Consider the following 24,028-nt stretch of genomic DNA (forward strand, 5'->3'; position numbering starts at 1 on the left):
CGTGTCCAATTTATTGGGGGAATTCCAAGCGAAAAGCGGTTGTTCAGGGTGTGTCGTTTGGAGCCGGCATCGTTGTGGGCATGGCGATTGGCGCTGTTATCGCTTTCACGCCTGTTGGGCTTGCTATTGGAATCGTTGCCGGAGGTGCAGCGGCAGTTGGAGCAGATTATTTGGTCAAGGATCTCGTGGGGCGGGTGTATGACTGGTGGTGATCATGACTGATATTCCGTTGGACATCTTTTTTGCTTTCATCGGACTTGGAGGCGGGGCAAGCATGTTCTTTGGACTTCTGGTCCTCAGGCTCACGTTAACCCGTCGCCTGAAGAAAAAGCTGAATGCAACCGGCGACTACTGGGATAGCGGCACCATTGATTTTGGCCTTTTCAATACCGCGATATTTGCCTGGGCCTGCACAATGCCTTGGTTCCAGAGGCTTAAAAAATATCAACTGCTCTACCCTGGCCTGGACGTCAGGTCTTTCGCGAACTGGTTTGAAAGGGCTGTCGCCTATGGAGCAATCTACGGTTTGATGGTGATGTTCCTGAGCGCTCCTTTTTTTTACCTCTTTAAGCCATAGTCTTAAAGAAATGGCCAGGTGGACGGGCGGACAGTGCGCCGCTTGATGGCTATCTGCGTGCCAACGATGTTTACCTCAGCAGGAAAACAACGATCCCAACTGGGAGCGAAAAGCGGTTTTTGAGGGTGTTTCGTTTGGAGTTGGCATCTTTGCGGGCATGATGATTGGCGCTGTTATCGCTATCACGCCTGTTGGGCTTGCTATTGGAATCGTTGCTGGAGGTGCAGCGGCAGTTGGAGCGGATTATGCCGTCAAGAATATCGCGGGGCAGATCTATGACCGGTGGTGATCATGACTGATATGCCGTTGTACATCTTTTTTGGTTATATAACACTTGGAGGCGTTTCGAGCATGATCCTTGGACTACTGGTCCTAAGGCTCACATTAACCCGTCGCCTGAAGAAAAAGCTGAAGGCAACCGGCGACTACTGGGATAGCGGCACCATTGATTTTGGCTTTATCAATACCTCGCTATTTGCCTGGGTAATCCCCCCGATATCAATCGTCGATCTTTCTCCAGTTCAGGTTCAAGGTTTGGGTGCAGATCTGGTAAAAGGTTTACATCGCTAGAATATCGGAGGTGATCAGGTAGGCTGAGACGTTTTTTCCGGGCTTGGTCAGGCGGTGATGAAAATCGTGAATGCCCTGGGTCGTATTGACGGCCAATGGCGTCCATTGGATTTTTTGGCGTTCATGAAGTACTTCCAGGCACAAGGATGCCAGTTCAAAATCAGGCCATTTAGAGGTCGAACGCTCGAGTTGAATACCGGTTTCGATGTATCCGCCGAATTACTATCATCACCCAAATACCGAAGTAGGTTGCTGCCCGACTTCGGTAGCGGTATATGGGAGGGTTACTGCCAGTTTTAGTAGCTCCGCTTTTTGCAATTGCCTCCCAAAAGGTGTGCTGTTAATGTTCGGCAGTCATTGCATAGGGATTTGCAAATGAATCGGCCTGAAGAACATAAGCCACAACATATATATCCCGCCTATCACTATGTCTACAACATTCCTTAGCAAAACGTATGGCTTGCGCTCGTCGTTTTCGTCGCCAGCATGGAGCCAATGAATCTGAGAAGTGAACAGTACACCCACGTATTCAGGCAATTAAGAGGGATCAAGGATGTCGAACCAGAAAACACTAAGCGCCACTATCAATGCTCATCCGGAACAGCTTCACCTCATGTCACAGAAACAATTTCATGAGCTAGTAAAGAGGCTTCAAGAGATTTCCGGCAACGCCGATGCAAAATCCATTGCTTCGCTTATTTCACCCGTTCAAGACGTCTTGCTTGCACGACGTCTAATTAATGAAATTGGGCTGACTGGTCGCGCTGTTGCAAAAAACGTTGGTGGTGACGTTTATATAGTAATTAAAGGCTACCCAGGCCTGCGCCAACACCTTACAAGCACTCGCTATTTAGACACCCACCCAAAGGTTGTTGACCTTGCTATCGGTCGCAAAAACGTAAACCGGAATTTGATTAGCGGCGCGCGCCTCACTATCTACCTCACCGTACCCATTAGTGTTTTACAACACCTTTTGAACGAAAAAACCACATTGACTCAACTGATCGGGCAAACGACTACTGACTTAGTAAAATTAGGCTTAGCAACATTGATTGGCTCTGCTGCAGCTTTTGTTGCCGGCACCGTTACAACTATTGCCGCAGGACCTCTGGTCGCTGCAATTGCCGTCGGCGTTGCGACCGGATACACGCTAGACCACCTAGACCGAAGGTTCGGTGTGACAGAAGCCTTGATCAAGGGTTTGGATGCGGCTCACGATAGCACTTTTGGAGAGCTCGCCCGGCAGATTCTACGATTTGAACGTGGTCTCATCGATGAGGCAATCCGAAATATGGTTGGAAGCGGCATGCACTACTAACATGCAAAAAAACGTTACCTTTTTAATTACTTTTCTGATGCAGTTATTGGCATGTGCGTTTGCCATTTTCTGTTTTTGGCTTTGGTGGTTGACCCTCCAAGCTATAGCCAGAGACGAGTTGCTAATCGAAGCACAAACAGGCATGCGATATTTACTGCTGCCATTAATACTGCCAATTCTGCACTTGGCTACCGTGATCGATCGCAAATTCAGTCGCTCTCGAAATAATCATTGGCGCAAGCATCAGGGCAACTTTTTCCTGCTTGCCATTGTCGCATTGTTCGCACTTGGTTGGCTGATTGAAAGCCAATATTTTTCCGTACTTGAGGAACAAGGCTATCAAGCGTGCGAAGCACACAGTTCTGGACTTCGTTCTACTTTTATCGTCTATACGAGAGACATGTCCCAATGCCCAAATCAAAACTAAAAAGCCACTCTAATTGGTTCATAACAACACTGCTGCTTGCCTGCCCAGTGAATGCATCAAGTCAAACGGGTCTGCTCTGCACCATAACTGCCGACCAGTATCCTGGATTTGAAAACGGACTGATGGAGAGCACCACCGTGAGGCTGACCGGTATGCAGGGCGAAGCCGGTGGCCAAGCCACCGTCTACGAAACAGATACTTTTCGATTCCGTGTTATTACTGGTCGCACGCAGATCCATTCTGGGACAACAAAGTTGATGGATTTTTATGTGGAGGCACAGAATATTGAAAGCGGCCACAGCATACGTGCTGCCAGCGCATCCTTTGCTGGGGGGCCGCACCAGGCCCGCCTGGAGTTGGTGAATTATCCCACAAACACAGACTGGTATGAGGGTATTGCAATTTTTGAGTGCGCCGAGGCAACTGCACTTTGACAGGCGAAATGCTGTGAATTTTACCTTTGAGCGCGGCAACGACATCCGCACGGTTCAGGACCTGCTCGGTCATGCGGACTTGCGCACCTGTTAACCTGCGAACGAGGCAAATCCATACCCATGTCTTGGGGTAGGGCTTTGCCGGGGTGCGCAGTCCGCTGGGTTGAGGGTCAGTGAGTCTTTACCATTCCAGTTGCGCCCCGGTCTGGTATTCGATCACCCGGGTCTCGAAGAAATTTTTCTCTTTGCGCAGGGTGGCCTGCTCATCCAGCCAGGGGGAGACGTTTTTAGCCCCGGGAAACGGTGCTTCCAGGCCGACCGTACGGGCCCGCCGGTTGGCCACGAAACGGAACTGCTCGGTGTGGTAATCGGCGGAATAGCCGAGGATGGGATCACGCAGAATGTAGTTGGCGTAGGTTTTTTCGGCGGCCTCAGACTCGTCCCACATCTGGCCGACCGCTTTCGGGTCGAGGGTGATGTTTTCTTCTTCCAGGATCTGGCTGACCACTTTCAAGCCGAATGAGAAATGCATGGCTTCGTCCCGCAGTATGTATTGCAGCTGCTCGCCGGTACCTCGCATCAGGCCCCGGCGTTGCAAAGCAAAAATAGGGCTGAAGCCATTGTAGAACCAGGTACCCTCGAACACCGCGGCGAAGAACAGGTAGGACATGATGAATTCCTCCAGGTCGTCGTGGTTGCGCAGGTTCATGCCGGGTCGCATGGCGGCGTCCAGGCGTCGGTTGGCGAGCTGGATTTTGCCGTTGATTTCCGGCACTACCCGGTAGCGATTGTAGATCTCGCTCTGGTCCAGGTTCAGGGTTTCGATGCAGTGCTGGTAGGCCCAGGTGTGCATGGCTTCCTCATAGACCTGCCGGGCCTGGTAGATCTGCAGCTCCGGCGCGCTCATCTTTTCCATCACCGCCAGGCCAATGTTGCGCATGGCGAGGATGTCGGAGGTGGTCAGGTAGGCCAGGACGTTTTCATAGACGTGTTTTTCCGGCCCGGTCAGGCGGTGGTGATAATCGTGAATGTCCTGGGCCATGTTGACGTCCAGCGGCGTCCAGTGATTTTTGTTGGCGTTCATGAAGTACTCCCAGGCCCAGGGGTACTTGAACGGCGCCAACTGGTTGATGTCGGTGGTGCCGTTGATGACACGCTTGTCGTCGACGTTGACAGGTTGCGGCGCACCGTTGGCGGCTGTGGAGGTGCGAGTGTCTGCGGTCTTGGGTTCGTTGTCCCAGTTGAGCATGGTGTAGATCCTTTTAAAATCGGGTTTGCAGTCGGACTGTCGGTTGGGCTACTGACAGGCTTCGCAATCGGGCTCGTCAATGGCACAGACCTGCGGCTGGGGCGCGGCGACCGGAGCGGTTTTCTCAGCGCCGGTGGCGCCGAGTGAGCGCAGGTAATAGGTGGTTTTCAAGCCGCGCTCCCACGCCAGTTGGTAGAGTGCATCCAGCTTTTTACCCGAGGCTTCGGCCATGTACAGGTTCAGGCTCTGGGCCTGGTCCAGCCACTTCTGGCGCCGGGCGGCGGCTTCAACCAGCCAGCGGGCGTCAATCTCAAACGCGGTGGCGTAGCGGGCCTTGATGTCGGCGGGCACCCGGTCGATCCGTTGCACCGACCCGTCGAAGTATTTGAGGTCGTTGACCATCACGTTGTCCCACAGACCCTCCGCTTTCAGGTCTCGCACCAGCGCAGGGTTGACCACGGTGAACTCGCCCGACAGGTTCGATTTGACGAACAGGTTCTGATACGCCGGCTCAATGGACTGGGACACCCCGACAATATTGGCGATGGTCGCGGTCGGGGCGATCGCCATGAGGTTGGAGTTGCGCAGGCCGTGCTGGCGAACGGCCGCGCGCACGGCGGTCCAGTCGAGCCGGCGGTCGGTGTTCACGGTCAGCTCACCCTCGCGTCGGCCATGGCGGAGTATGTCGATGGAGTCGATGGGCAGAATGCCCTGCGACCACAACGAGCCCTCATACGTCGGGTAGGCGCCCCGCTCAGCTGCCAGCTCGGCAGAGGCGCGAATGGCGAAATGGCTGATCTGCTCCATGGTGAGGTCGGCAAACTCAACGGCGTCCGGACTGGCGTAGGGCAGTTTGAGGGCGTACAGGGCGTCCTGGAATCCCATCAGCCCCAGACCCACAGGCCGATGGCGCAGGTTGGATTCGCGCGCTTGCGGCACCGCGTAGTAATTGATGTCGATGACGTTATCGAGCATGCGCACGGCGGTGTTGACGGTCTGCTCCAACCGCGGCACGTCCAGTTCGCCGTTGCGAATGTGGGCGGCCAGGTTGATGGAACCGAGGTTACAGACGGCGATTTCGTCTTCGCTGGTGTTCAGGGTGATTTCGGTACACAGGTTCGATGAGTGCACCACGCCCTGATGCTGCTGGGGCGACCGCAGGTTGCAGGGGTCTTTGAAAGTGATCCACGGATGACCGGTTTCGAACAGCACGGTCAGCATCTTGCGCCACAGCTGTTTCGCCGGGAGGGTTTTAAACAGGCTGAGCTCGCCCCGCGCGGCCATCGCCTCGTATTCCTGATAACGCGTGCGAAAGGCCGTACCGAACAGGTCGTGCAGGTCCGGGGTGTCGTTGGGGGAGAACAGGGTCCAGTCGGCGTCGTCCCGCATCCGTTCCATCAGCAAGTCGGGCACCCAGTTGGCGGTGTTCATGTCATGGGTGCGGCGACGCTCGTCGCCCGTGTTCTTGCGCAGTTCCAGAAACTCTTCAATGTCCAGATGCCAGGTTTCCAGGTAGGCGCAGACCGCGCCCTTGCGCTTGCCACCCTGATTGACGGCCACGGCGGTATCGTTCACCACTTTCAGGAACGGCACCACGCCCTGGCTTTTACCATTGGTGCCTTTGATGTGGGCGCCCATGGCCCGCACCGGGGTCCAGTCGTTGCCCAGACCGCCGGCCCATTTCGACAACAGGGCGTTGTCCCGCACCGAGCCATAGATGCTGCCCAGGTCGTCACTGACCGTGGTCAGGTAACAGGACGACAACTGGGAGTGCCGGGTGCCGCTGTTAAACAGCGTGGGGGTCGAGGCCATGTAGTCGAACGACGACAACAGGTTGTAGAAGTCGATGGCGCGGGCGTTGGGGTCGTCTTCGCGCAGCGACAGCCCCATGGCGACGCGCATGAAGAACACCTGGGGCAGCTCCAGGCGTTGGCCGTTCCAGTGGATAAAATATCGGTCGTACAGGGTTTGCAGGCCCAGGAAGCCAAACTGCCCATCACGCTCGGGTTTCAGCGCCTGGCCCAGACGGGCCAGATCGAATTCCGCCAGCGCGGGGTCGAGCAGTTCCCGGCGGATGCCGGTTTCGATGTAGGCCGCCAGCGCCCGGGGATAGACTTCCGCCAGCGGTTCGTGCGCCGGTAACGCCAGCGCGCGGGTGGTTTCCTGGCGCAACTGCTCCAACAGCAGGCGTGCAGTGACCGCACTGTAGTCGGGTTCCTGTTCAATCCGGCCCCGTGCGGTCATGACCAGCGCCGGCAACACGTCGTGGTCAGCCATGCCGTCGTACAGGTTGCGCAGGGTGTCTTGCACCAGACGGTCTGAGTCTACGCTGTCCAAGCCGGTGCAGGCGTGTTCGGCCTGATGCTTCATCAGGCCCAGGTCGAGTGGGCGTACCCGACCGTCCGCCTGGGTCACGGTCAAGGTGGGGTGCGCCTCCACCGGTGCTTGCCGGGCCCGTTCCGTGGCGTGGGCCTCCCGGTACAGTACGTACGCCCGGGCGATTTGCGGTGCTTCGCCGCGCATGAGGGCCAATTCGACCTGGTCCTGAATGTCTTCAATGTGAATCTTGCCACCGGCATTCAGACGCCGGCTCACCGCCTGGGTGACCTGACGGGTAACGCTTTGGGCACTGTCATGAATACGGACAGAGCCGGCGGCCTGATCGCCTTCGACCGCGAGAAACGCTTTGGTAACGGCGACGTTGATTTTTACCGGGTCGAACGCCACCAGAGCGCCATTGCGCTTGATGACCTGTAAGGATGACGGCGCGGCCTGGCTGGCCGGATCGGGGGTTGCCACTGAGGTTGCGGGCATGATGATACTCCTGAATACGCGTTGAAATTCCAAGCCTTCGCGTACACAGGACGGGGTTGGGCCCGACCGCTCGGCCGCACCACAGTACCGTTGTCTGCTCACCTTTCAGGGTCCGTGGACGCCTGTGTCGCGAAGGTGCAGTTGCGGTTGTTCCGATGCTCGGAACACCACCTCCCTGGCAGGTCTTCGGACTCAGGAGCGTGGGTTGTGCTGGCAGGCAAAACCCGGGCCTTGCGTAACGACTTCCCGGCGGTGGCCAGTGTCTTCGTGCTACGCTCGTTCTCCAATACCGCTGCGCGTCAGTTCCGGATTTTCACCGGATTCCCGATACCGTCATGTCGTAAAACGAGTGCCACGGGGGCACACCAAATAACTACATGTGGTATCAAACCAAGGATTTTGACACTATATAGGCTGCCAGGGCCGACCACAAGGAACTTTGGCCAAGCATTCGCATCGGATAATAAAGCCACTAATCGGGGACCATCATGCTCACACCCATCTCATGGCCGACGCGGTCAGCGCTGGTCCTGCTGCTTGTGCTTGCTCCGTTCAGCCACGGCTGGGCGGATACCGACGGTCCGGTGCCCCAGTTCTCCCGAATCGATACCTTGCACGCCGGCTGGGAGCCTTTGGAATTTCCGAATATCGGGCGGCACAGCCAGTATGAGCTGGTCCGGGACGACGGTGTTCAGGTGGTGAAAGCCACCACCGCCCAAAGTGCCTCGGGGCTGATCGCCCGGGTCACGGTGGATCCGCGGGAGCACCCCATCCTGCAGTGGCGCTGGAAGGTCAGTAAGATTTACAACGCCGGCGATGCCCGCAAGAAGGCTGGGGACGATTACCCGGCCCGCATTTATGTGGCGTTCGCGTTTGAACCGGACAAGGCCAGTTTTTTTGAGCGCGCCAAGCGCCAAGCGATCAAGGCCCTGATGGGCGAAGCGCTGCCGGGCAACGCGTTGAACTATATCTGGGCCAGTAAGTTGCCGGTTGAGTCCCTGGTGCCCAACCCGTTCACGGACAAGACCCAGATGATCGCGGTCAACTCCGGCCCGGCTCAGGTCGGTCAATGGGTGACGGTGCGCCGGGACATCGTGGCGGACTACACCCGGGCGTTTGGTGAGGCGCCACCGGCCATCGTCGGCGTCGGCATTATGTCGGATTCGGACAACACCGGTGAATCGGCCATGGCATGGTATGGCGATGTTCAGCTGCTACCGCGAGCAAGCGCCGAACAGTGAGGGTGTGGGTGACGCGGGTTCGGCCGGGCCGGATGAGCGGTCTTGCAACGCCTGCAATTGGCCTTGCTGCAACAGGCGGGCATAGGCGCGATCGAACGCCTTGATGCGTGCGACCGATTCCGGTACCTGCCTGGGCGCCACAAACGCCCCTCGCACCTCGTGAATCTGGCAGCGCTTGAGCATGACGTCGGGGAAGTGTGGTTTCACCGCTTCCACGGGCTCATCGTAGTCAATCAGATAATCGCCCCGGTCGAGTTGCAGCATGGACAGGGCGGCTTCGTGCGTGGGTGCCAGTGCAATGGTCTCAGCCTCAAGGTCCAGGCCGTTTAACGCACCCAGGTAGCTGAAACCATTGATCAGGATCAGGCGTTTGCCCGCCAGCCCGGCAGGGCTGGCGATCGGTGCCATGCCCGGTTTATGGTAGGCGTACAGGCGAATGCGCATCGGGGTGGATTCGCTCTCCACCACCTGGCCTGCCAACTCCGGAATACCGGATACCCCCGGCCACAGGTCAATATCACCACGGGCGAGGTATAAATACACCCGGGCAATGGGCAGGTGCACCCATTCAATCCGATAGCCTGCCTCCGCCGCCACCCGCTCGGTCATTTCAACCCATGGCCCGGAGGCATTGCCATTGTCGTCCGCATACTTGAACGGCGGAAATTCCACAAAGCCGGTTCGCAAAACGGGTTTATCGGCCTCGTTATTGACCTTGTCGACCTCAGTGGCCTTGTCACCAAAGGCTGGTCCTGCCGTTATAATCAGCAGCAACGTGACAACCAACAGGCGAGGCAGATTCCAGCGCTCCAAGGGGGGGTGCACCTCTTGAGGGATATCGTATAAGTTTGGCTTGGTGTTGCCAGTTTAGCCAAAAAAAGTTCGTGGCGCTGTCCCGGTTAACACGGCGATGCCCAGCGGAAGGCCAACCCCTGCGGTCAATCGGGACGTGGCCGCCGACGCTTTCACTTCGGAACAGGACCTGGGACTGCCCGGTTGAGCGTCAGGGCCCTCCGAAGCCGAAGCGTCGGCGACATTGGCGAACCGCCTTGTCGGTGATCGCGTGCAATATCCGTGCTTTCACGTGAATCCGCGATGAGTCAATAAAACGGCGGTCTTCTAGGGAGAGCTCGGCGAGGGGTCCAATTGCTCCCGGGTCGGGTAGCCTGGGATCATGCGGAAAACAGAGGGTTCTTGCACGGTGGATATCTGATTTTGGTCGGACAGTCGACGATACGCGGTATCAAAGGCGTCTCGAATCGCGGCCGCGTCGGGGCGAGCGCCGGAAAACAGCCAGGCGCCTTCGCGGATACGAACCGGTGACGCCTGGAGGCTGTGGTTTGGGTATTGGTCAATCAGATCCTGCACCGGATGTCGGTAATCCAGCAAATACTGCCCGCGCTGTCGCACTAGCATGTCCAAGGCCGCTTTGTGGCTTGGCGCTTCCGCGATGGTCACGCCCTCATAGCTGTGCAGAAATGCCGCCAGCCCTGCGTAGGTGTATCCGGTAATCAAAATCAGGGTATGGTTCTGGAAATCGTCAAACTGCTCAATCGGCGGGGTACCTTCGAGATACCAGGCGCTTAACTGTATTTCCAGGGGGTGGGACACGCTTTCAAGAACGGCGCCTTTGAGCGCCGGTATATTGGTCAGGGCCGGAAACACATCGATGTTGCCGTTTTTGATGTAGAGGTACGCACGGCTGATGGGCAGGTACATAAACTCGACCTCAAAACCGGCCGCTTGCGCGACCTGCCGGGTCAGTTCGATAAACGTCCCGGCTGGCTGGCCATTGTCGTCGAGATACTCCAGGGGCGGAAATTCGGCATACCCAATTTTTAACACTGGTCTGCTGTCGTCTGCCGATGCCGATGCCGATGCCGATGCCGATGCCGATAGCAGGGTGACCAATACGAGGACAATCACACCAAACCCGCGTTGCCAGGCACACAACCGTATCGCCATATCGTCAAACCTTTGTTGGTATTGGCCAATGCATCTACAAAACCAGGGCCGTTTATAAGGTTACCAGAATGCCGTCTCAATGCACTGTTTAAGGGCCGTACCGACACAGAAGCCTGTTAATCAAAGTAATCAGGGACAGCGGTAACAGGATTGGTTTGATCGACCGCTAAAAAATACCGCCCAGCCAATGCCTGAGGGCGGATTCGGCCTAGACTGGAGACTCAACCCGTGAGGTCAGCTCAATGAATTCTGCTTCCAAACACCCCGCCCGTTGGCAGAACCGTACTTCGGCCATCGTGAATGGTTTTTTCGGCGACTGGCTTGAAAGCCACGCCAACCCGCTGGCCATTGAACAGACCCTGTTCCACAACGGTCAGGCATTGGATACCGCTCGGCCGGTGGTCGAATACCCCAAGCGCACGCTGATTGTGATGGTTCATGGCCTGACCGAACTGGAGACCATCTGGGACTTCCCTGACCGGCCAGGCGTTCATTACGGTTCCCTGCTTGCAGACTCCCTTGAGGCGTCGGCGCTGTGCCTGCGTTACAACTCCGGTCGGGCGGTGTTCCACAACGGCGCGGAGCTGGCGCAGGTGCTGGAATCGCTGATTGAACACTGGCCGGCGCCGGTGGAGCGTTTGATCCTGCTGGGCCACAGCATGGGCGGGCTGCTGATTCGCAGCGCCTGCCAGGCCGGTGCGCTCAATGGCCTGCGCTGGCCGACCCTGGTGGACAGTTGCGTCTATCTGGGTTCGCCCCATGACGGTTCCTGGTTGGCAAAAGCCGCCCAGGGCGCTGCCGATCTGATGCACCGTATGCCGCGGGACTATCTGCGGGTGGTGGGCGATGTCATCGATGGGCGCAGTGCCGGTATTCGGAATCTGAGCCGGGGCGAGGTGGTGGAAGCGGCGTCCGATTGCCCTCCGTTGCTGGCCACTGCCCGGCACTTTGCCATTTCAGGGTTGCTGTCCCGCCGTAAAAGCCACCCAATCAACACCTTGTTTGGCGACGCCCTGGTGCATGAGTCCAGCGCCCAAGGCGACCAGCAACCGGGCTGGCAGTTGACGGGTACCGCCAATTTCCCGGGCGTCGACCACATTCGCCTGACCCATCACCCCCAGGTTTTGCAGCAATTAAAGGAGTGGCTGGCATGACGCCCGTGGCAAGAGCGAAGACAGAGACAGAGAAAAAGAAAGCGACATCAAAGCAATGGTGGCTGGGGATTGCCGATCTGTCCGCCGCCGGCGTGATCGCCGGGGCAGGCATGATTCAGCGGGTGCACCTGTCCATCGCGGACGAGAGCTTCAACCTCCTGGCCCGGATTCCGGTCACCCGGCCGGTCAGCGAACCGGTGCGCGCCATTCACCACGGACTGTCGAGACTGAGTTACGGTGCCGTGGCCATGGCAGCCGCGGCCGCGCAATCGCTCGCCCGGTCTCCGCACGACCCGGATGCCGTTAGCCGACAGCGCGACTCAGCGTAAAATCACCAGCGGCTTGGTCGCGGTTTTCAGCATGTTGGTGGTGGTACTGCCCACCAGAAACTGCCGGATTCTGGAGTGGCCATAGGCCCCCATGACCAGCAGATCGATGTCGTTCTCTTCCTGGTAGCCATGCAGGGCTTTCTCCACGTCACCGGCGCGTATCGCGAGGTGGGTGTCGCAGCCACTGGCCGCCAGCATTTTTTCAGCCTGCTTGAGCGGCTCCCAGCGATCGGCGGTGTCCGCACCGATCATCACCAGGTGAAGCGGGAAATCCTTGAACACCGGGCTGTTGGCCAGTAATTCGACGCCCTTGAACGCGGTTGGGCTGCCGTCAAAGGCCAGCATAGCACTGCGCGGCGCCTGGTAGTCGTCCGGCACCAGCATGATGGCCCGGTGCAGGCTGCGAATTACGGTTTCGAGCTGGGAGCCCATATGGACATCCCGGTCGGAGCTGCTTTCGCCGTGCAGGCCCATCACCAGTAACTGGGTGTCCTGCTCGATTGCCAGCAGGGACTCGGTCAGGTCGCCATGGCGTTGACGCTGGCGAACGTTCTCGATGCCCCGTTCCCGCACCCGGTCTTCGGCTGCCTGCAGCAAATGGTGACCCTGCTCCAGCGCCAGCTTGCTGCGCTTTTCATCCAGTTCCGCCAGCTCTTCCATCAAATGCTCGCGGCTGCCCAGACCAATGCTGCCCACCAGATCCGGTTCAACCGGATAGCGGCTGTGGTCGAGCACATGAAACAACATCAGCGGCGCGTCCATCCGCAGCCCGGCCCAGGCCGCATAGTCACAAACGGCGGCGGTTGCCCTGGAACCATCGATACAGCCCACGATGTGTGTCATGAAGTCCCCTTTTGCGCGGTTATTGTGCTTGTTCGCGTCATGTTAGTGGCCCATCAACTGGTCGACCGCATCCGGTTTGTCGTGCACGGCGAAGCGATCGACGATGGTGGCACTGGCTTCGTTAAGGCCAATAACCTCCACGTCGGCACCGTCACGCCGGAACTTCATCACAACCTTGTCCAGGGCGGCGACGGCGGTAATGTCCCAGAAATGCGCCCGGCTTAGATCGATCACCACGCGGTCGACGGCTTCGCGGAAGTCGAAGGACGCGGTGAACTTCTCCGACGAGCTGAAAAATACCTGCCCGACCACCGTATAGGTCCGGGTACCGGTTTGCTCGTCCAGGGCCGAGGTCACCAGCATAAAGTGCCCGATTTTGTTGGCAAAGAACAGGGCCGCCAACAATACCCCCGCCAACACACCAAACGCGAGGTTGTGGGTTGCGACCACAACCACGACGGTCACCACCATCACGATGTTGCTGGACAGCGGGTGGTCTTTCAGATTTCGGATCGAGTCCCAGCTGAAGGTACCGATCGATACCATGATCATCACCGCCACCAGCGCCGCCATCGGAATCTGCACCAGCCACTGGTCCAGCACCAGCACCATGACCAACAGGAAGGAACCCGCCGTCAGCGTCGATAACCGGGTACGGCCGCCGGATTTGATGTTGATGATCGACTGGCCAATCATGGCGCAGCCGGCCATACCCCCGAGCATGCCCGCGCCGATGTTGGCGATGCCCTGGCCCCGGCATTCCCGGTTACGATCACTGGTGGTGTCGGTCAGGTCGTCAACGATGGTCGCCGTCATCATCGATTCCAACAGGCCAACAACGGCCAGCGCCACCGAATAGGGCAAAATAATCATCAGGGTTTCAAGCGTCAGCGGCACATCCGGCCACAGAAAGATTGGCAAGGTATCCGGCAATTCGCCCATGTCGCCCACGGTGCGAATGTCCAGGTTGAGCACCATGGCTACGACCGTCAGCAAGACGATGCAGATCAGCGGCGATGGCAACAACCGCCCCACCACCGGCACCAACGGAAACAGGTAGATAATGCCGAGGCCGGCCGCCGTCATGGCGTATACGTGCCAGGTGACGCCAGTCAGCTCCGGCAACTGGGCCATGAAAATCAGGATCGCCAGCGCGTTGACGAAGCCGGTGACCACGGAGCGCGAGACAAATCGCATCAGGCTGCCAAGCTTCAGGTAACCGGCGCCGATCTGCAACAGACCGGTCAGCAAGGTGGCGGCCAACAGGTACTCTAGGCCGTGCTCTTTGACCAGGGTCACCATCAGCAAGGCCATGGCGCCGGTGGCCGCGGAGATCATGCCGGGGCGGCCGCCCACGAACGCAATCACCACCGCGATGCAGAACGAGGCGTACAGCCCCACTTTGGGGTCGACTCCGGCGATGATGGAAAAGGCAATGGCTTCGGGGATCAGCGCCAGCGCCACCACAATGCCCGCGAGCACGTCGCCGCGAACATTGGATAGCCAGGTATTTTTTAACGTATTAAGCATTCAGACTTCCGGGTTAACTGTGAACCAATTGAACCGGCAGGCCCAAGGCCTCACCGATCGGTGAGCCTCGGACCGGCGCCGGGAGTATCAGATGAAATTGATGACGCTGAGCAGGCCGACAGACCCCATCACCAGGGTGTAGGGCAGTGCCATGATCACCATGCGGCCATACGACAGGCGCACCAATGGCGCGATGGCGGAGGTCAGCAGGAACAGAAACGCCGCCTGGCCGTTCGGCGTGGCGACGCTGGGCAGGTTGGTGCCGGTGTTGATCGCCACCGCCAGACGCTCAAAGTGCGCCGGGGTAATGTTGCCGGCATCCAGGGATTGTTTGATTTCGCTGATGTACACCGTTGCCACAAACACATTGTCACTGATCATCGAGAGCAGGCCATTGGCAATGAAGAACATGCCGGGCTGCTGCTCCGTCGGCAGGCTGAGCACGTAGTCGATGATCGGGGTGAACAGGTGCTGGTCGTGGATCACGGCCACTATGGCAAAAAACACCACCAGCAAGGACGTAAACGGCAACGCTTCCTGGAACGCCTTACCGATCTGGTGCTCGTCCGTGATACCCGTGAACGAGGTAATCAGGATGATCACCAACAGGCCAATCAGGCCCACTTCGGCAATGTGAAACGCCAGACCGGCCACCAGAATGCAGGCGGCAATGGCCTGGACCCACAAAGCCGCCTTGTCGGACTTCGACCGCCGGGTGCGTTCGTTTTCCGCAAACTGTTCCAGCACCTGGCGCACGGGTTTGGGCAGACGGGTGCCGTAACCGAACCAGCGTAGTTTTTCCAACAGCCAACAGGTGCACAGCCCCGCCACCAGCACCGGCAAACTGACCGGCGCCATGGTGGTGAAGAAGGTGGCAAAATCCCAGCCAACCACCTTGGCAATCAGCAGGTTCTGCGGTTCGCCCACCATGGTGGCCACGCCACCCAGGGCGGTACCGATAGCACCGTGCATCAACAGGCTGCGCAAAAAGCCCTGGAAGTTCACCAGGTCTTCGCGGTGCAACTCGATGACGCCATCGTCACTGCCCGGGTTGTGATCATCGTGGTGATAGCCCTTACCTGACGCCACTTTGTGGTACACCGAGTAAAACCCCACCGCCACGCTGATGATCACCGCCGTCACCGTCAACGCATCAAGGAAAGCCGACAGAATCGCGGCCGCCAGGCAGAACAGCAGGGACAAGGCCGATTTTGACCGCACACCGACCAGGATCTGGGTGAAGGTCACCAGCAGCAGGTCTTTCATGAAATAGATGCCCGCCACCATGAACATCAGCAGCATGATCACCGGCAGGTTAGTCAGCACTTCCAGGTACACCGCGTCCGGCGTGGTCATGCCGATCAACATCGCTTCCACCGCCAGCAGGCCACCGGGCAGCAACGGGTAACACTTGAGCGCCATGGCCAGAGTGAAAATAAACTCGGCCACCAGCAGCCAGCCGGTAAAAACCGGACCAAACAGCCACAACATCAGCGGATTGGCAAACAGGAACAGCAGAATGACTTGCTTGTACCAGGTGGGAGAGTTCCCCAGAAAATTCGCGGTAAAACCGCCGATAATCGTGGCAGGCATAGTGATGTCTTAATTCTACAAAGAGGCGAGTAACCGACTGTGGGCGATGAAAAACGCGGCGGATTATAACAGGTTCAGGTTTTAGATGTGACCGGGGACACCCCTAAGTTGTATGAATATTGTACCAATTTAGGGTGACTTCAGTGCCACTCGCGACGCCGTTCAGCGCTCGCTATTTACTGCTATCCTGAAAGTATCAGGGACGAGCCGGTGGCGCCGGGGAGCGCCTTGCCCGGCGTGTGCCGTGCGCTGAACCCCGGGGCATAACCCGCACAATCAGGATATCGTCATGAACACCCAGGGCGTTCCACTGATCATCGGTTTCTTTCTGGCCCCCAGTGTCCGTGGCGTTTCCTGAGCTCCACCTCATGCCCGGGGATGAGTCCTGTTGCTGCCACTGAGGCGGGTGGTGTCGTGCACTGAGGGTGACTGCACTGAGGGTGTCGTGTCTGCCGCTGACGGTGTGGCGGCTTGCCCAACCAAGGAGACTGACAATGGCCGATCTGTTTGAAAACCCCATGGGCCTGAGGGGCTTTGAGTTTATCGAGTTTGCCTCACCAACCCCCAACACCCTGGAACCCGTCTTCGCCATGATGGGGTTCACCAAGGTCGCCGTGCATCGCTCCAAGAACGTGACGCTGTACCGCCAAGGCGACATCAACCTGATTCTCAATAACGAGCCCAGGAGCGTGGTGTCGTATTTTGCCGCCGAACACGGGCCTTCGGTGTGTGGCATCGCCTTTCGGGTGGAAAACGCTCATCGCGCCTATGCCCGCGCCCTGGAGCTGGGTGCCCAGCCGGTGGACATTCCGGCCGGGCCAATGGAGTTGCGGCTGCCGGCGATCAAGGGCATCGGCGGCGCACCGCTGTACCTGATCGACCGCTACGGCGAAGGCTCTTCAATCTACGACATCGACTTCACCTTTCTGGACGGCGTCGACCGCCACCCTAAAGGCACGGGCCTGAAACGCATTGATCACCTGACCCACAATGTGTATCGCGGCCGGATGGCGTACTGGGCAGGCTTCTACGAGAAGCTGTTCAACTTCCGGGAGTTCCGCTATTTCGATATCAAGGGCGAATACACCGGCCTGACCTCCAAAGCCATGAGCGCGCCGGACGGCATGATTCGCATCCCGCTGAACGAAGAGTCCTCCAAGGGCGCCGGCCAGATTGAGGAATTCCTGATGCAGTTCAACGGCGAGGGCGTGCAGCACGTGGCTTTCCTGTCCGACAATCTGGTCGCCACCTGGGATGCCCTGAAGGCACTGGGCATGCGCTTCATGACGCCCCCGCCAGCGACCTATTACGAAATTCTGGACGAGCGCCTGCCCGGACACGGCCAGTCCATTCCGGAGCTGCAGACCCGTGGCATCCTGCTCGACGGCAGCGCGTCCGACGATGGCGAGTGTCGGTTGCTGCTGCAGATTTTTTCGGAGGCGCTGTTGGGCCCGGTGTTTTTTGAGTTCATTCAACGCAAGGGCGACGAGGGCTTCGGTGAGGGCAATTTCAAGGCCCTGTTTGAATCCATCGAGCGCGACCAGGTCCGGCGCGGGGTGCTGAAGGCGGAGTAGTGTCCTGCCACCGCAGCCCACGGAATCGGTTTGCAGTCTTTGTCCTGTCCCTACGCAACGAGGCCATTATGTCTTCACAGCCATCACCGACACTCCGGCACTACCAGTCCGGGTTCGGCAACCAGTTCAGCACCGAAGCCCTGCCCGGCGCTTTGCCGGAGGGGCAAAATTCACCGCAGCAAAATGCCTACGGCCTGTACACCGAATTACTGTCCGGCACGGCGTTTACCGTGCCACGGGCCGAGTGCCGGCGCAGTTGGCTGTACCGGATCCGGCCGTCCGCGGCCCACCCGGCCTACCGCCGGCTGCCCGGCCAGATCACCGGCCGAGAACTGGGCCCGATTGACCCGAACCGGTTGCGCTGGCACCCGTTTGACATCCCCCCCGAGCCGACCGATTTTATCGACGGCCTGGTCACCCTGGCTGCCACCTCGGCCGCGGATCAGGCCGCCGGCGTCAGTGTCTACCTCTACGGCGCCAACACCGGGATGACCCGGGCGTTTTTCAACGCCGACGGCGAATGGCTGGTGGTGCCGCAGCATGGCCGGCTGCGCATGGTTACCGAACTTGGGGTGCTGGAACTCGCCCCCGGCGAGATCGCCGTGCTGCCCCGGGGGCTTAAATTCCGGGTGGCGCTGATCGATACCGTGGCCGGCGGCTATATCTGCGAAAATCATGGCGCATCTTTGCGACTACCGGAACTGGGGCCCATCGGCAGCAATGGGTTGGCCAACCCGCGGGACTTCCTCACCCCGGTTGCCGAGTTTGAAGACCGCGATCAGCCCACCCTGCTGGTGCAGAAATTTCTCGGCGAGCTCTGGGCTACGGATCTGGACCATTCGCCGTTCGACGTGGTGGCCTGGCATGGCAACCACGTGCCTTACAAGTACGACCTGAGACGGTTTAACACCCTGGGCACGGTCAGCTTTGACCACCCCGACCCATCGATTTTCACCGTCTTGACGTCGCCGGGCGGTGACGTCGAGGGCCAGGCCAACCTCGACTTTGTCATTTTCCCACCACGCTGGCTGGTGGCGGAAAATACCTTTCGCCCGCCGTGGTTCCACCGCAACCGGATGAACGAATTCATGGGGCTGATCGAAGGGGTATACGATGCCAAAGCGGCCGGCTTTTTACCGGGCGGTGCCTCGCTGCACAATTGCATGAGCGCCCATGGCCCCGACCAGGCCACGACCGAACTGGCCACCCACGCTGACCTGGCGCCCCAAAAAATCGATCACACCCTGGCGTTCATGTTTGAGACCGGTCAGGTGCTGCGTGCCAGCCGCCATGCCCTCGATTGCCCCCAACGGCAAACCGATTACGACGACTGCTGGGCCGGGTTGGCCAAACGGTTCCCTCCCGCTGGAGCCGCATCATGACTCACCCGTCGCTGACCAGTTGGGTCGGTTCGGCCAACGGCCACCCGGATTTTCCGTTGCAGAATTTACCGCTCGGGATCTTTAGCCGGCCCGGCGGGCAGCCCTGTGGGGGCGTTGCCATTGGTGACAGGATTCTGGACTTAACGACTGCGCTGGGCGCGGGTCTGTTCCGTGGCGACGCAGCCATCGCCGCTGAGGCCGCCAGTGGCGAGTGTCTGAATCCTTTCTTTGCGCTGCCGCCGCCGTTACGCCTGGCTTTACGGCAGGCGCTGCAGACCCTGTTGCGTCAGGGCAGTGAGCAACAGCCGGCGATGACCGCCCTTGGCGACACGCTGTTGGTGCCCCGGGCGGACTGTGACCTGCACTTACCCGCTCGCGTCGGCGATTACACCGATTTTTATGTGGGCATTCACCATGCCCGCAACGTCGGTGCCCTGTTCCGCCCCGACCAGCCCCTGTTGCCCAATTACAAGTACGTGCCGGTCGGCTACCACGGCCGGGCGTCGACGGTGTGTGTGTCCGGCACGCCGGTGCGCCGGCCCCATGGCCAGACCCTGCCGCCGGGCCACGACCGGCCCATTTTTGGCCCCTGCCAGCGCCTGGACTATGAGCTCGAACTCGGGGTCTGGATTGGCCCCGGCAATGTCATGGGCGAGCCGATTGCCATTGCCGAGGCGGGCCAGCACATGGCCGGTGTGTGTTTGTTGAATGACTGGTCGGCCCGTGACGTGCAAGCCTGGGAATACCAGCCATTGGGCCCGTTTCTGGCCAAGAACTTTGCCACCAGCGTATCCCCCTGGGTAGTCACGGCGGAAGCGCTGGCGCCGTTTCGCCGGGCCCAGCCACCGCGTCCGGACGGCGATCCTCAGCCCTTGCCCTACCTGTTGGATGCAACCGACCAGGCCACCGGGGCGCTGGATATCCGGCTCGAAGTATTGCTGTTAACCCAGGCCATGCGCGCACACGGGCTGGCCCCCGAACGCCTTGCTGTCAGCAGTACCCTCAATATGTACTGGACCATCGCGCAGTTGATCGCCCATCACAGTGCGGGTGGGTGTCGATTGCAACCAGGGGACCTGTTCGGTTCCGGCACCTTGTCGGGCGCCCAACCCGACGCCGTCGGCAGCCTGCTGGAAAGCACTCTGGGGGGGCAGCGGGCGCTGACGCTTGCCAACGGCGAACAACGAACGTTTTTACTGGACGGTGATGAAGTGATACTGCGGGCCCGCTGTTACTGCGAGGGCTACCCGAGCATTGGCTTGGGTGAGTGTCGGGGGCTAGTGCTACCGGCGCGGTAACTGTTCGCCGTCGGTGCAGGGCAGACCGACAGGTCGGTCCGCTCAATCTAGCCTGTATAGCCTGGTCGCCAGGGGACCGTGTTGTGCCGGCACCAGAAGGCACCAAAGATGGGATTCGGCGGGTCGCGTGTCAGTCACCCGGGAGGCCGGGCGACTGACACCATCACCGTCTATCGGGCAGCGCTCACCGGTTGGCCTGACGCCCCCGTCTCAACGGCCGTCGCGACGGAATTGGCAAGCATCTCGGCGGTTATCGCCGACAGGGTCCAGCCCAGATGGCCATGGCCGGTGTTGTAGAACACCGTGGGCAAACGCCCCGGCCCCACGCGCGGCATCATATTCGGCAGCATGGGACGCAGCCCTGCCCAGGGGACGACGCGCCGGGTGCTGACTCCGGGGAAACATTCTTCCACCCAGCGGGTAAGCGGCTTGATCCGGTCATCGCGGATATTGCGGTTGTAGCCATTGAATTCAGCCGTCCCCGCAACCCGGAACCGGTCATCACCCAGCCGGCTGGTGACGAGCTTGGTGGCATCGTCCAGCAGACTGACGGTTGGCGCGGCTTGCTGCGAGGCCTCGTCGTCCAGCTCAACCGTAATAGAGTAGCCTTTGACCGGATAGATGTTGACCCGGTCACCCAGCTTCGCCGCCAGTGCCCGGCTGCCCACGCCGGCACAGATCACCACGCCGTCAAAGGTGTCACGGTTTTGCTGCTCGCCGTCATAGGCCGTGACCCAGGCATTGTTCTGATCCGCACTGAGTTCGGTGACCGTGTGGCCGTAACAGGTTTTCACCCCGAGGCGCTGGATGGCGTCGGCCAGACCGTTGGTGAATTTGTGGATGTCGCCGGTCGAATCACTCTCGGTGAAGAAGCCACCGTAGTAGTTGCCGGCCAGCGTGGGCTCGATCGCACGCATTTCATCGGGGGTGACGGCTCGACGCTCAAGGCCGCCGGCGGCCAGCAGTTTCGAGACATTGGCCGCGTGGTCGAAGCCGGCCTTGTCACGGTAAATGTGCAGGATGCCCTGCTTCTTGAGGTCGAAATCGATGCCTTCTTCTTGCGCCCAGGCAAACAGGTGTTCACGGGCGGCAATGGCAAGACGGGCGGTTTCGGTGGTGTTTCTCTCGTACTGGGGGATCGCGGCCATAAATTCGGCAAACCAGCTCATCTTATGCCAGGACGGCTTGGGGTTGACCAGTAGCGGCGCATCCGGGTGGAACATCCACTTCATGCCCTTGATCACGGTCTGCCAGTTGTTCCAGACTTCGGCGTTGGAGGCCGATAGCTGGCCACCGTTGGCGAAGGAGGTTTCCATCGCCGCGTAGCGGTGCTTTTCGTATACGGTGACATTCAGGCCGCGCTTGGCCAGAGTGTATGCGGTCGTGATACCGGTGATGCCACCGCCAATAACTGCAATGCGCTTCATAACAATCTCCAGGAGGGCGTCCAGGGTTCCCTTCCTACACCAATAGTAGAAAGCACCCCTTCCGTCACTGGACCTGAGAGATTCACGCGCCGTTTCAACGAAACCAGCCGCTTGCTCCTTCGGTGTGCCGACTGACGCGGTCGTCGACAACTCTTCGGAAAGTCTTCGTGTTAGCGGTCCTTTTTGCCTGAGAGTTTCCGGGGCAGTTGCTCCTTCGGCGCCGGTCACACAGTTGTGCGACACAGTCTCTCCCGCTAACACGTCTGATCTGCCATGACTGGCGATCAGTGTCACACGATAGCAAATAACTCAGTTCCGCAAAACCTGTACCTGCATTGACGCCGACAGGTTTGAAGTCTCAGATCCCGGGCGGCAGAAAATAATGGGCGTCGGTCAGCCGTGGGACAAGCTCCAACCAGGTTTTCTCACCGCTGCGGTGTGTCGGCCTTCACGCGGGACAACCCGGTGCTGAGTTGGGTTCGCGACCATCGAGGCCGACGCAGTGTATCAACGCGCCTAAGCACTTGTTAAATTGGATGGCGTGCAACACGGGTACGTTGCTTGAAGCCGCTCACGCCATGACCAGAAGGCGACCGCGCCTCAGTGGTTGTGATTCTGGCCGTATGATCGTCAACAGGAAGTGCATTAAATGCAGATATTTTGGCTCAAGCGGAATTTGCGACTTCAGGACTCTGAGCCGTTTTATCAAAGCATGAAAGAGTTTCGTCAGTTTGGTCCGGTCCTTCCGCTCTACATTCACGAGCCGAGCCTTATCAACCAGCCAGACGTCGCTCTGCAACATCAGAGGTTCGTCCAGGAAACGCTCCAGGCGCTTGATACCGAGCTCCGGGGGGTTGGCGGACAACTGCTGCAGGTTACCGGTGAGGCGGTCGAGACGCTGGACAGGATACATCAGGCACGACCCATCCGGCGCATCTGCACCCACCGGGAAACCACGCAGAATAGCCAGTATGCAAGAGACCGGAAGGTTCGCCAATGGTGCCTCGAGAACGGGATCGAGCTGGTTGAATTCGGACACAACGGGGTCGTGCGTGGTGCCCAAGAGGCCCTGTCATTCCCGGATTATTTTGCGGCGTCTGTGCGGGTAAAGCTGAAAGATCCGCGTGGTACCGACCTTACCGAACGTTTTGCCGAACCTCCTGTGGCGGCCAGCGCTGCCGCGTCGGTTCCCCTTGCCCGGGGCGACGATAAACCGCTGCGCCTGAGAGGTGGCAGACGGCAAGCGGAAAAGATGCTGCAGCGCTTTTTTACCGTCCGGAACATCCATCAGTACCCGTTTCAGTTATCGAGTCCCAACACGGCCTTTGAGGGCTGCGCTCGAATCTCTGCCTATCTGGCTTATGGAATTGTTTCCGACCGGGAGGTATTCCAAGCGGTCGATCGGGTTGTCACAGACGGCCATCAACGCCTTGATCAGAGCGAGTTTCAGACGCTTCAGAAGCGGGCCCGGTTCTTTCTCGATCGGCTCCTCTGGCGCCGCCAATACATTCAGGCGTTTGAAACCAATCCGCGGCTTGAAACAGAGTGCATGCTGGCGCAGTTTAACGGCGTTCGCGAGGCCGAATTCAATGCGGTGTTTTATGACGCCTGGACGTCCGGGACAACCGGTTTCCCCTATATCGATGCCGGCATGCGGTGCTTGCATGACACCGGGTGGATCAACATGCGGCTCCGGGCTACTTTGGTGTCGTTCGCGACCATGAACCTGTGGCTGCCGACCACGAGAGTCGCACAATTCCTTGCGACCCAGTTTCTGGACTACGACCCGGCGATTCATCATGTGATTCACCAGGTTGTCTCGGGAACCTCCACATTTGATGGCCTCATGGTGTATGACCCCATCAAGCAGGGCCAGGACCATGACGCCGAAGGGGCATTCGTGCGTCGATGGCTGCCTGAACTGGATGACCTTCCCGGCTCGGCCGTTCACGACCTGTCCCAAACCGCCCGTTGCCTGAGCGACAAAGCACGGGCCATGGGCTTGGCACCCTACCCGGCCGCTATTGTGGACCATCGGGTGACGGCCAATGTGGCTAAGCGCCGGGTCAATGATTTACAAAAAGGACGGCAGGACTCGGGGCACCGGCAAATGGGCCTACTCTGACTGTGGACCTGGAATGACTGTGGGCCCGGAATGACACCGATCCGATGCCGGCCGTATTCCGAGCCCGACCAGGCGGCCCACAGTGGCTGTGGAATCATAATAAAGTTGGTAGGTGGTAATATCGCCACCATCATCCTTAGTGGAATCAGGCGATCACGAACGTATCGCCGCACAGTAT

Annotated in this window: 20 protein-coding genes and 2 riboswitches; of the genes, 12 read left to right on the forward strand and 8 right to left on the reverse strand. The window is 59.1% G+C overall.

The window, feature by feature from the left end:
* Nucleotides 1-214 precede the first annotated feature (214 nt).
* The 5 genes from GRX64_RS11360 to GRX64_RS11380 all read left to right on the forward strand — a co-directional run bounded on the left by GRX64_RS11360 (nucleotide 215) and on the right by GRX64_RS11380 (nucleotide 3,326).
* Nucleotides 215-577 carry a hypothetical protein gene (locus tag GRX64_RS11360; RefSeq protein ID WP_166267256.1) on the forward strand — a complete coding sequence of 121 codons (363 nt, stop codon included), beginning with the start codon at nucleotides 215-217 and terminating at the stop codon, nucleotides 575-577.
* A gap of 291 nt (nucleotides 578-868) precedes the next feature.
* The gene (locus tag GRX64_RS11365) at nucleotides 869-1,147 is read left to right on the forward strand and encodes a hypothetical protein (RefSeq protein ID WP_166267258.1); all 279 of its coding nucleotides are present in this window, start codon (nucleotides 869-871) and stop codon (nucleotides 1,145-1,147) included.
* A gap of 553 nt (nucleotides 1,148-1,700) precedes the next feature.
* Entirely contained in the window at nucleotides 1,701-2,465 is a 765-nt protein-coding gene (locus GRX64_RS11370; RefSeq protein ID WP_166267260.1) for a hypothetical protein, read from the forward strand.
* A 1-nt stretch (nucleotide 2,466) separates the two neighbouring features.
* Complete coding sequence (locus GRX64_RS11375) at nucleotides 2,467-2,892, forward strand: hypothetical protein (RefSeq protein WP_166267262.1); 426 nt, start codon at nucleotides 2,467-2,469, stop codon at nucleotides 2,890-2,892.
* On the forward strand, nucleotides 2,874-3,326 hold the full coding sequence (locus GRX64_RS11380) for a hypothetical protein (protein ID WP_166267264.1): 453 nt from the start codon (nucleotides 2,874-2,876) through the stop codon (nucleotides 3,324-3,326). The genes GRX64_RS11375 and GRX64_RS11380 overlap by 19 nt, the downstream gene beginning before the upstream one ends.
* Nucleotides 3,327-3,507: 181 nt before the next feature.
* Here the strand turns inward: GRX64_RS11380 and GRX64_RS11385 are convergent, their stop codons facing one another.
* Together GRX64_RS11385 and GRX64_RS11390 are read right to left on the reverse strand one after the other, a co-directional pair.
* Nucleotides 3,508-4,575 carry a ribonucleotide-diphosphate reductase subunit beta gene (locus GRX64_RS11385; RefSeq protein ID WP_166267266.1) on the reverse strand — a complete coding sequence of 356 codons (1,068 nt, stop codon included), beginning with the start codon at nucleotides 4,573-4,575 and terminating at the stop codon, nucleotides 3,508-3,510.
* A 48-nt stretch (nucleotides 4,576-4,623) separates the two neighbouring features.
* Nucleotides 4,624-7,389 carry a ribonucleoside-diphosphate reductase subunit alpha gene (locus GRX64_RS11390; RefSeq protein WP_166267268.1) on the reverse strand — a complete coding sequence of 922 codons (2,766 nt, stop codon included), beginning with the start codon at nucleotides 7,387-7,389 and terminating at the stop codon, nucleotides 4,624-4,626.
* A 160-nt stretch (nucleotides 7,390-7,549) separates the two neighbouring features.
* Nucleotides 7,550-7,761, reverse strand: a riboswitch (cobalamin riboswitch).
* Between the two features lie 116 nt (nucleotides 7,762-7,877).
* On the opposite strand from GRX64_RS11390, the gene GRX64_RS11395 reads away from it, so the two are divergent.
* The gene (locus GRX64_RS11395) at nucleotides 7,878-8,630 is read left to right on the forward strand and encodes a DUF3047 domain-containing protein (protein WP_166267270.1); all 753 of its coding nucleotides are present in this window, start codon (nucleotides 7,878-7,880) and stop codon (nucleotides 8,628-8,630) included.
* Here the strand turns inward: GRX64_RS11395 and GRX64_RS11400 are convergent.
* Both GRX64_RS11400 and GRX64_RS11405 read right to left on the reverse strand, forming a co-directional pair.
* Nucleotides 8,604-9,443 (reverse strand): substrate-binding periplasmic protein, encoded by an 840-nt coding sequence (locus GRX64_RS11400; protein WP_166267272.1) that lies wholly within the window; start codon nucleotides 9,441-9,443, stop codon nucleotides 8,604-8,606. The two genes, GRX64_RS11395 and GRX64_RS11400, sit on opposite strands and share 27 nt — an antisense overlap.
* Before the next feature lie 306 nt (nucleotides 9,444-9,749).
* Nucleotides 9,750-10,595, reverse strand: a complete 846-nt coding sequence (locus GRX64_RS11405) for a substrate-binding periplasmic protein (protein WP_166267274.1) — start codon at nucleotides 10,593-10,595, stop codon at nucleotides 9,750-9,752.
* 242 nt (nucleotides 10,596-10,837) lie between these two features.
* On the opposite strand from GRX64_RS11405, the gene GRX64_RS11410 reads away from it, so the two are divergent.
* Nucleotides 10,838-11,749 (forward strand): esterase/lipase family protein, encoded by a 912-nt coding sequence (locus GRX64_RS11410; protein WP_166267276.1) that lies wholly within the window; start codon nucleotides 10,838-10,840, stop codon nucleotides 11,747-11,749.
* A complete protein-coding gene (locus tag GRX64_RS11415) occupies nucleotides 11,746-12,078 on the forward strand; it encodes a hypothetical protein (protein WP_207308783.1) in 333 nt (110 codons plus the stop codon). Before GRX64_RS11410 ends, GRX64_RS11415 begins: the two co-directional genes overlap by 4 nt.
* On the opposite strand, the gene GRX64_RS11420 is transcribed toward GRX64_RS11415, so the two are convergent.
* The 3 genes from GRX64_RS11420 to nhaB form a co-directional block, all read right to left on the reverse strand.
* The gene (locus tag GRX64_RS11420; protein WP_166267278.1) at nucleotides 12,070-12,921 is read right to left on the reverse strand and encodes a universal stress protein; all 852 of its coding nucleotides are present in this window, start codon (nucleotides 12,919-12,921) and stop codon (nucleotides 12,070-12,072) included. The genes GRX64_RS11415 and GRX64_RS11420 overlap by 9 nt on opposite strands.
* A 42-nt stretch (nucleotides 12,922-12,963) precedes the next feature.
* Nucleotides 12,964-14,451 carry a SulP family inorganic anion transporter gene (locus GRX64_RS11425; RefSeq protein ID WP_166267280.1) on the reverse strand — a complete coding sequence of 496 codons (1,488 nt, stop codon included), beginning with the start codon at nucleotides 14,449-14,451 and terminating at the stop codon, nucleotides 12,964-12,966.
* A gap of 87 nt (nucleotides 14,452-14,538) precedes the next feature.
* A complete protein-coding gene (gene nhaB, locus GRX64_RS11430; RefSeq protein ID WP_166267282.1) occupies nucleotides 14,539-16,044 on the reverse strand; it encodes a sodium/proton antiporter NhaB in 1,506 nt (501 codons plus the stop codon).
* A 494-nt stretch (nucleotides 16,045-16,538) separates the two neighbouring features.
* On the opposite strand from nhaB, the gene hppD reads away from it, so the two are divergent.
* From hppD to fahA, 3 genes are all read left to right on the forward strand, one after another.
* Complete coding sequence (gene hppD, locus GRX64_RS11435) at nucleotides 16,539-17,618, forward strand: 4-hydroxyphenylpyruvate dioxygenase (protein WP_166267284.1); 1,080 nt, start codon at nucleotides 16,539-16,541, stop codon at nucleotides 17,616-17,618.
* Between the two features lie 68 nt (nucleotides 17,619-17,686).
* Nucleotides 17,687-19,000 carry a homogentisate 1,2-dioxygenase gene (gene hmgA, locus GRX64_RS11440; protein ID WP_166267286.1) on the forward strand — a complete coding sequence of 438 codons (1,314 nt, stop codon included), beginning with the start codon at nucleotides 17,687-17,689 and terminating at the stop codon, nucleotides 18,998-19,000.
* On the forward strand, nucleotides 18,997-20,298 hold the full coding sequence (gene fahA / locus GRX64_RS11445; RefSeq protein WP_166267288.1) for a fumarylacetoacetase: 1,302 nt from the start codon (nucleotides 18,997-18,999) through the stop codon (nucleotides 20,296-20,298). The genes hmgA and fahA overlap by 4 nt, the downstream gene beginning before the upstream one ends.
* A gap of 170 nt (nucleotides 20,299-20,468) precedes the next feature.
* On the opposite strand, the gene GRX64_RS11450 is transcribed toward fahA, so the two are convergent.
* Nucleotides 20,469-21,725, reverse strand: coding sequence for a D-amino acid dehydrogenase (locus GRX64_RS11450; RefSeq protein ID WP_166267290.1), 1,257 nt, complete (start codon nucleotides 21,723-21,725; stop codon nucleotides 20,469-20,471).
* A 164-nt stretch (nucleotides 21,726-21,889) separates the two neighbouring features.
* Nucleotides 21,890-21,989, reverse strand: a riboswitch (glycine riboswitch).
* Nucleotides 21,990-22,374: 385 nt separating this feature from the next.
* On the opposite strand from GRX64_RS11450, the gene GRX64_RS11455 reads away from it, so the two are divergent.
* A complete protein-coding gene (locus tag GRX64_RS11455) occupies nucleotides 22,375-23,850 on the forward strand; it encodes a cryptochrome/deoxyribodipyrimidine photo-lyase family protein (protein ID WP_166267292.1) in 1,476 nt (491 codons plus the stop codon).
* Nucleotides 23,851-24,028 lie beyond the last annotated feature (178 nt).

Source organism: Marinobacter caseinilyticus, from assembly GCF_011074955.1.
Classification (GTDB): Bacteria; Pseudomonadota; Gammaproteobacteria; order Pseudomonadales; family Oleiphilaceae; genus Marinobacter; species Marinobacter caseinilyticus.

Excerpts from the sequence above, each read along its gene's own strand:
- GRX64_RS11390 (WP_166267268.1), bottom strand. The coding sequence starts at position 7,389 with ATGCCCGCAACCTCAGTGGCAACCCCCGATCCGGCCAGCCAGGCCGCG.
- fahA (WP_166267288.1), top strand. The coding sequence starts at position 18,997 with ATGACTCACCCGTCGCTGACCAGTTGGGTCGGTTCGGCCAACGGCCAC.
- nhaB (WP_166267282.1), bottom strand. The coding sequence starts at position 16,044 with ATGCCTGCCACGATTATCGGCGGTTTTACCGCGAATTTTCTGGGGAAC.
- GRX64_RS11360 (WP_166267256.1), top strand. The coding sequence starts at position 215 with ATGACTGATATTCCGTTGGACATCTTTTTTGCTTTCATCGGACTTGGA.
- GRX64_RS11420 (WP_166267278.1), bottom strand. The coding sequence starts at position 12,921 with ATGACACACATCGTGGGCTGTATCGATGGTTCCAGGGCAACCGCCGCC.
- GRX64_RS11365 (WP_166267258.1), top strand. The coding sequence starts at position 869 with ATGACTGATATGCCGTTGTACATCTTTTTTGGTTATATAACACTTGGA.
- GRX64_RS11375 (WP_166267262.1), top strand. The coding sequence starts at position 2,467 with ATGCAAAAAAACGTTACCTTTTTAATTACTTTTCTGATGCAGTTATTG.
- GRX64_RS11380 (WP_166267264.1), top strand. The coding sequence starts at position 2,874 with ATGCCCAAATCAAAACTAAAAAGCCACTCTAATTGGTTCATAACAACA.
- GRX64_RS11410 (WP_166267276.1), top strand. The coding sequence starts at position 10,838 with ATGAATTCTGCTTCCAAACACCCCGCCCGTTGGCAGAACCGTACTTCG.
- hmgA (WP_166267286.1), top strand. The coding sequence starts at position 17,687 with ATGTCTTCACAGCCATCACCGACACTCCGGCACTACCAGTCCGGGTTC.
- GRX64_RS11455 (WP_166267292.1), top strand. The coding sequence starts at position 22,375 with ATGCAGATATTTTGGCTCAAGCGGAATTTGCGACTTCAGGACTCTGAG.
- GRX64_RS11405 (WP_166267274.1), bottom strand. The coding sequence starts at position 10,595 with ATGGCGATACGGTTGTGTGCCTGGCAACGCGGGTTTGGTGTGATTGTC.
- GRX64_RS11425 (WP_166267280.1), bottom strand. The coding sequence starts at position 14,451 with ATGCTTAATACGTTAAAAAATACCTGGCTATCCAATGTTCGCGGCGAC.
- GRX64_RS11370 (WP_166267260.1), top strand. The coding sequence starts at position 1,701 with ATGTCGAACCAGAAAACACTAAGCGCCACTATCAATGCTCATCCGGAA.
- GRX64_RS11385 (WP_166267266.1), bottom strand. The coding sequence starts at position 4,575 with ATGCTCAACTGGGACAACGAACCCAAGACCGCAGACACTCGCACCTCC.
- GRX64_RS11415 (WP_207308783.1), top strand. The coding sequence starts at position 11,746 with ATGACGCCCGTGGCAAGAGCGAAGACAGAGACAGAGAAAAAGAAAGCG.
- hppD (WP_166267284.1), top strand. The coding sequence starts at position 16,539 with ATGGCCGATCTGTTTGAAAACCCCATGGGCCTGAGGGGCTTTGAGTTT.
- GRX64_RS11450 (WP_166267290.1), bottom strand. The coding sequence starts at position 21,725 with ATGAAGCGCATTGCAGTTATTGGCGGTGGCATCACCGGTATCACGACC.
- GRX64_RS11395 (WP_166267270.1), top strand. The coding sequence starts at position 7,878 with ATGCTCACACCCATCTCATGGCCGACGCGGTCAGCGCTGGTCCTGCTG.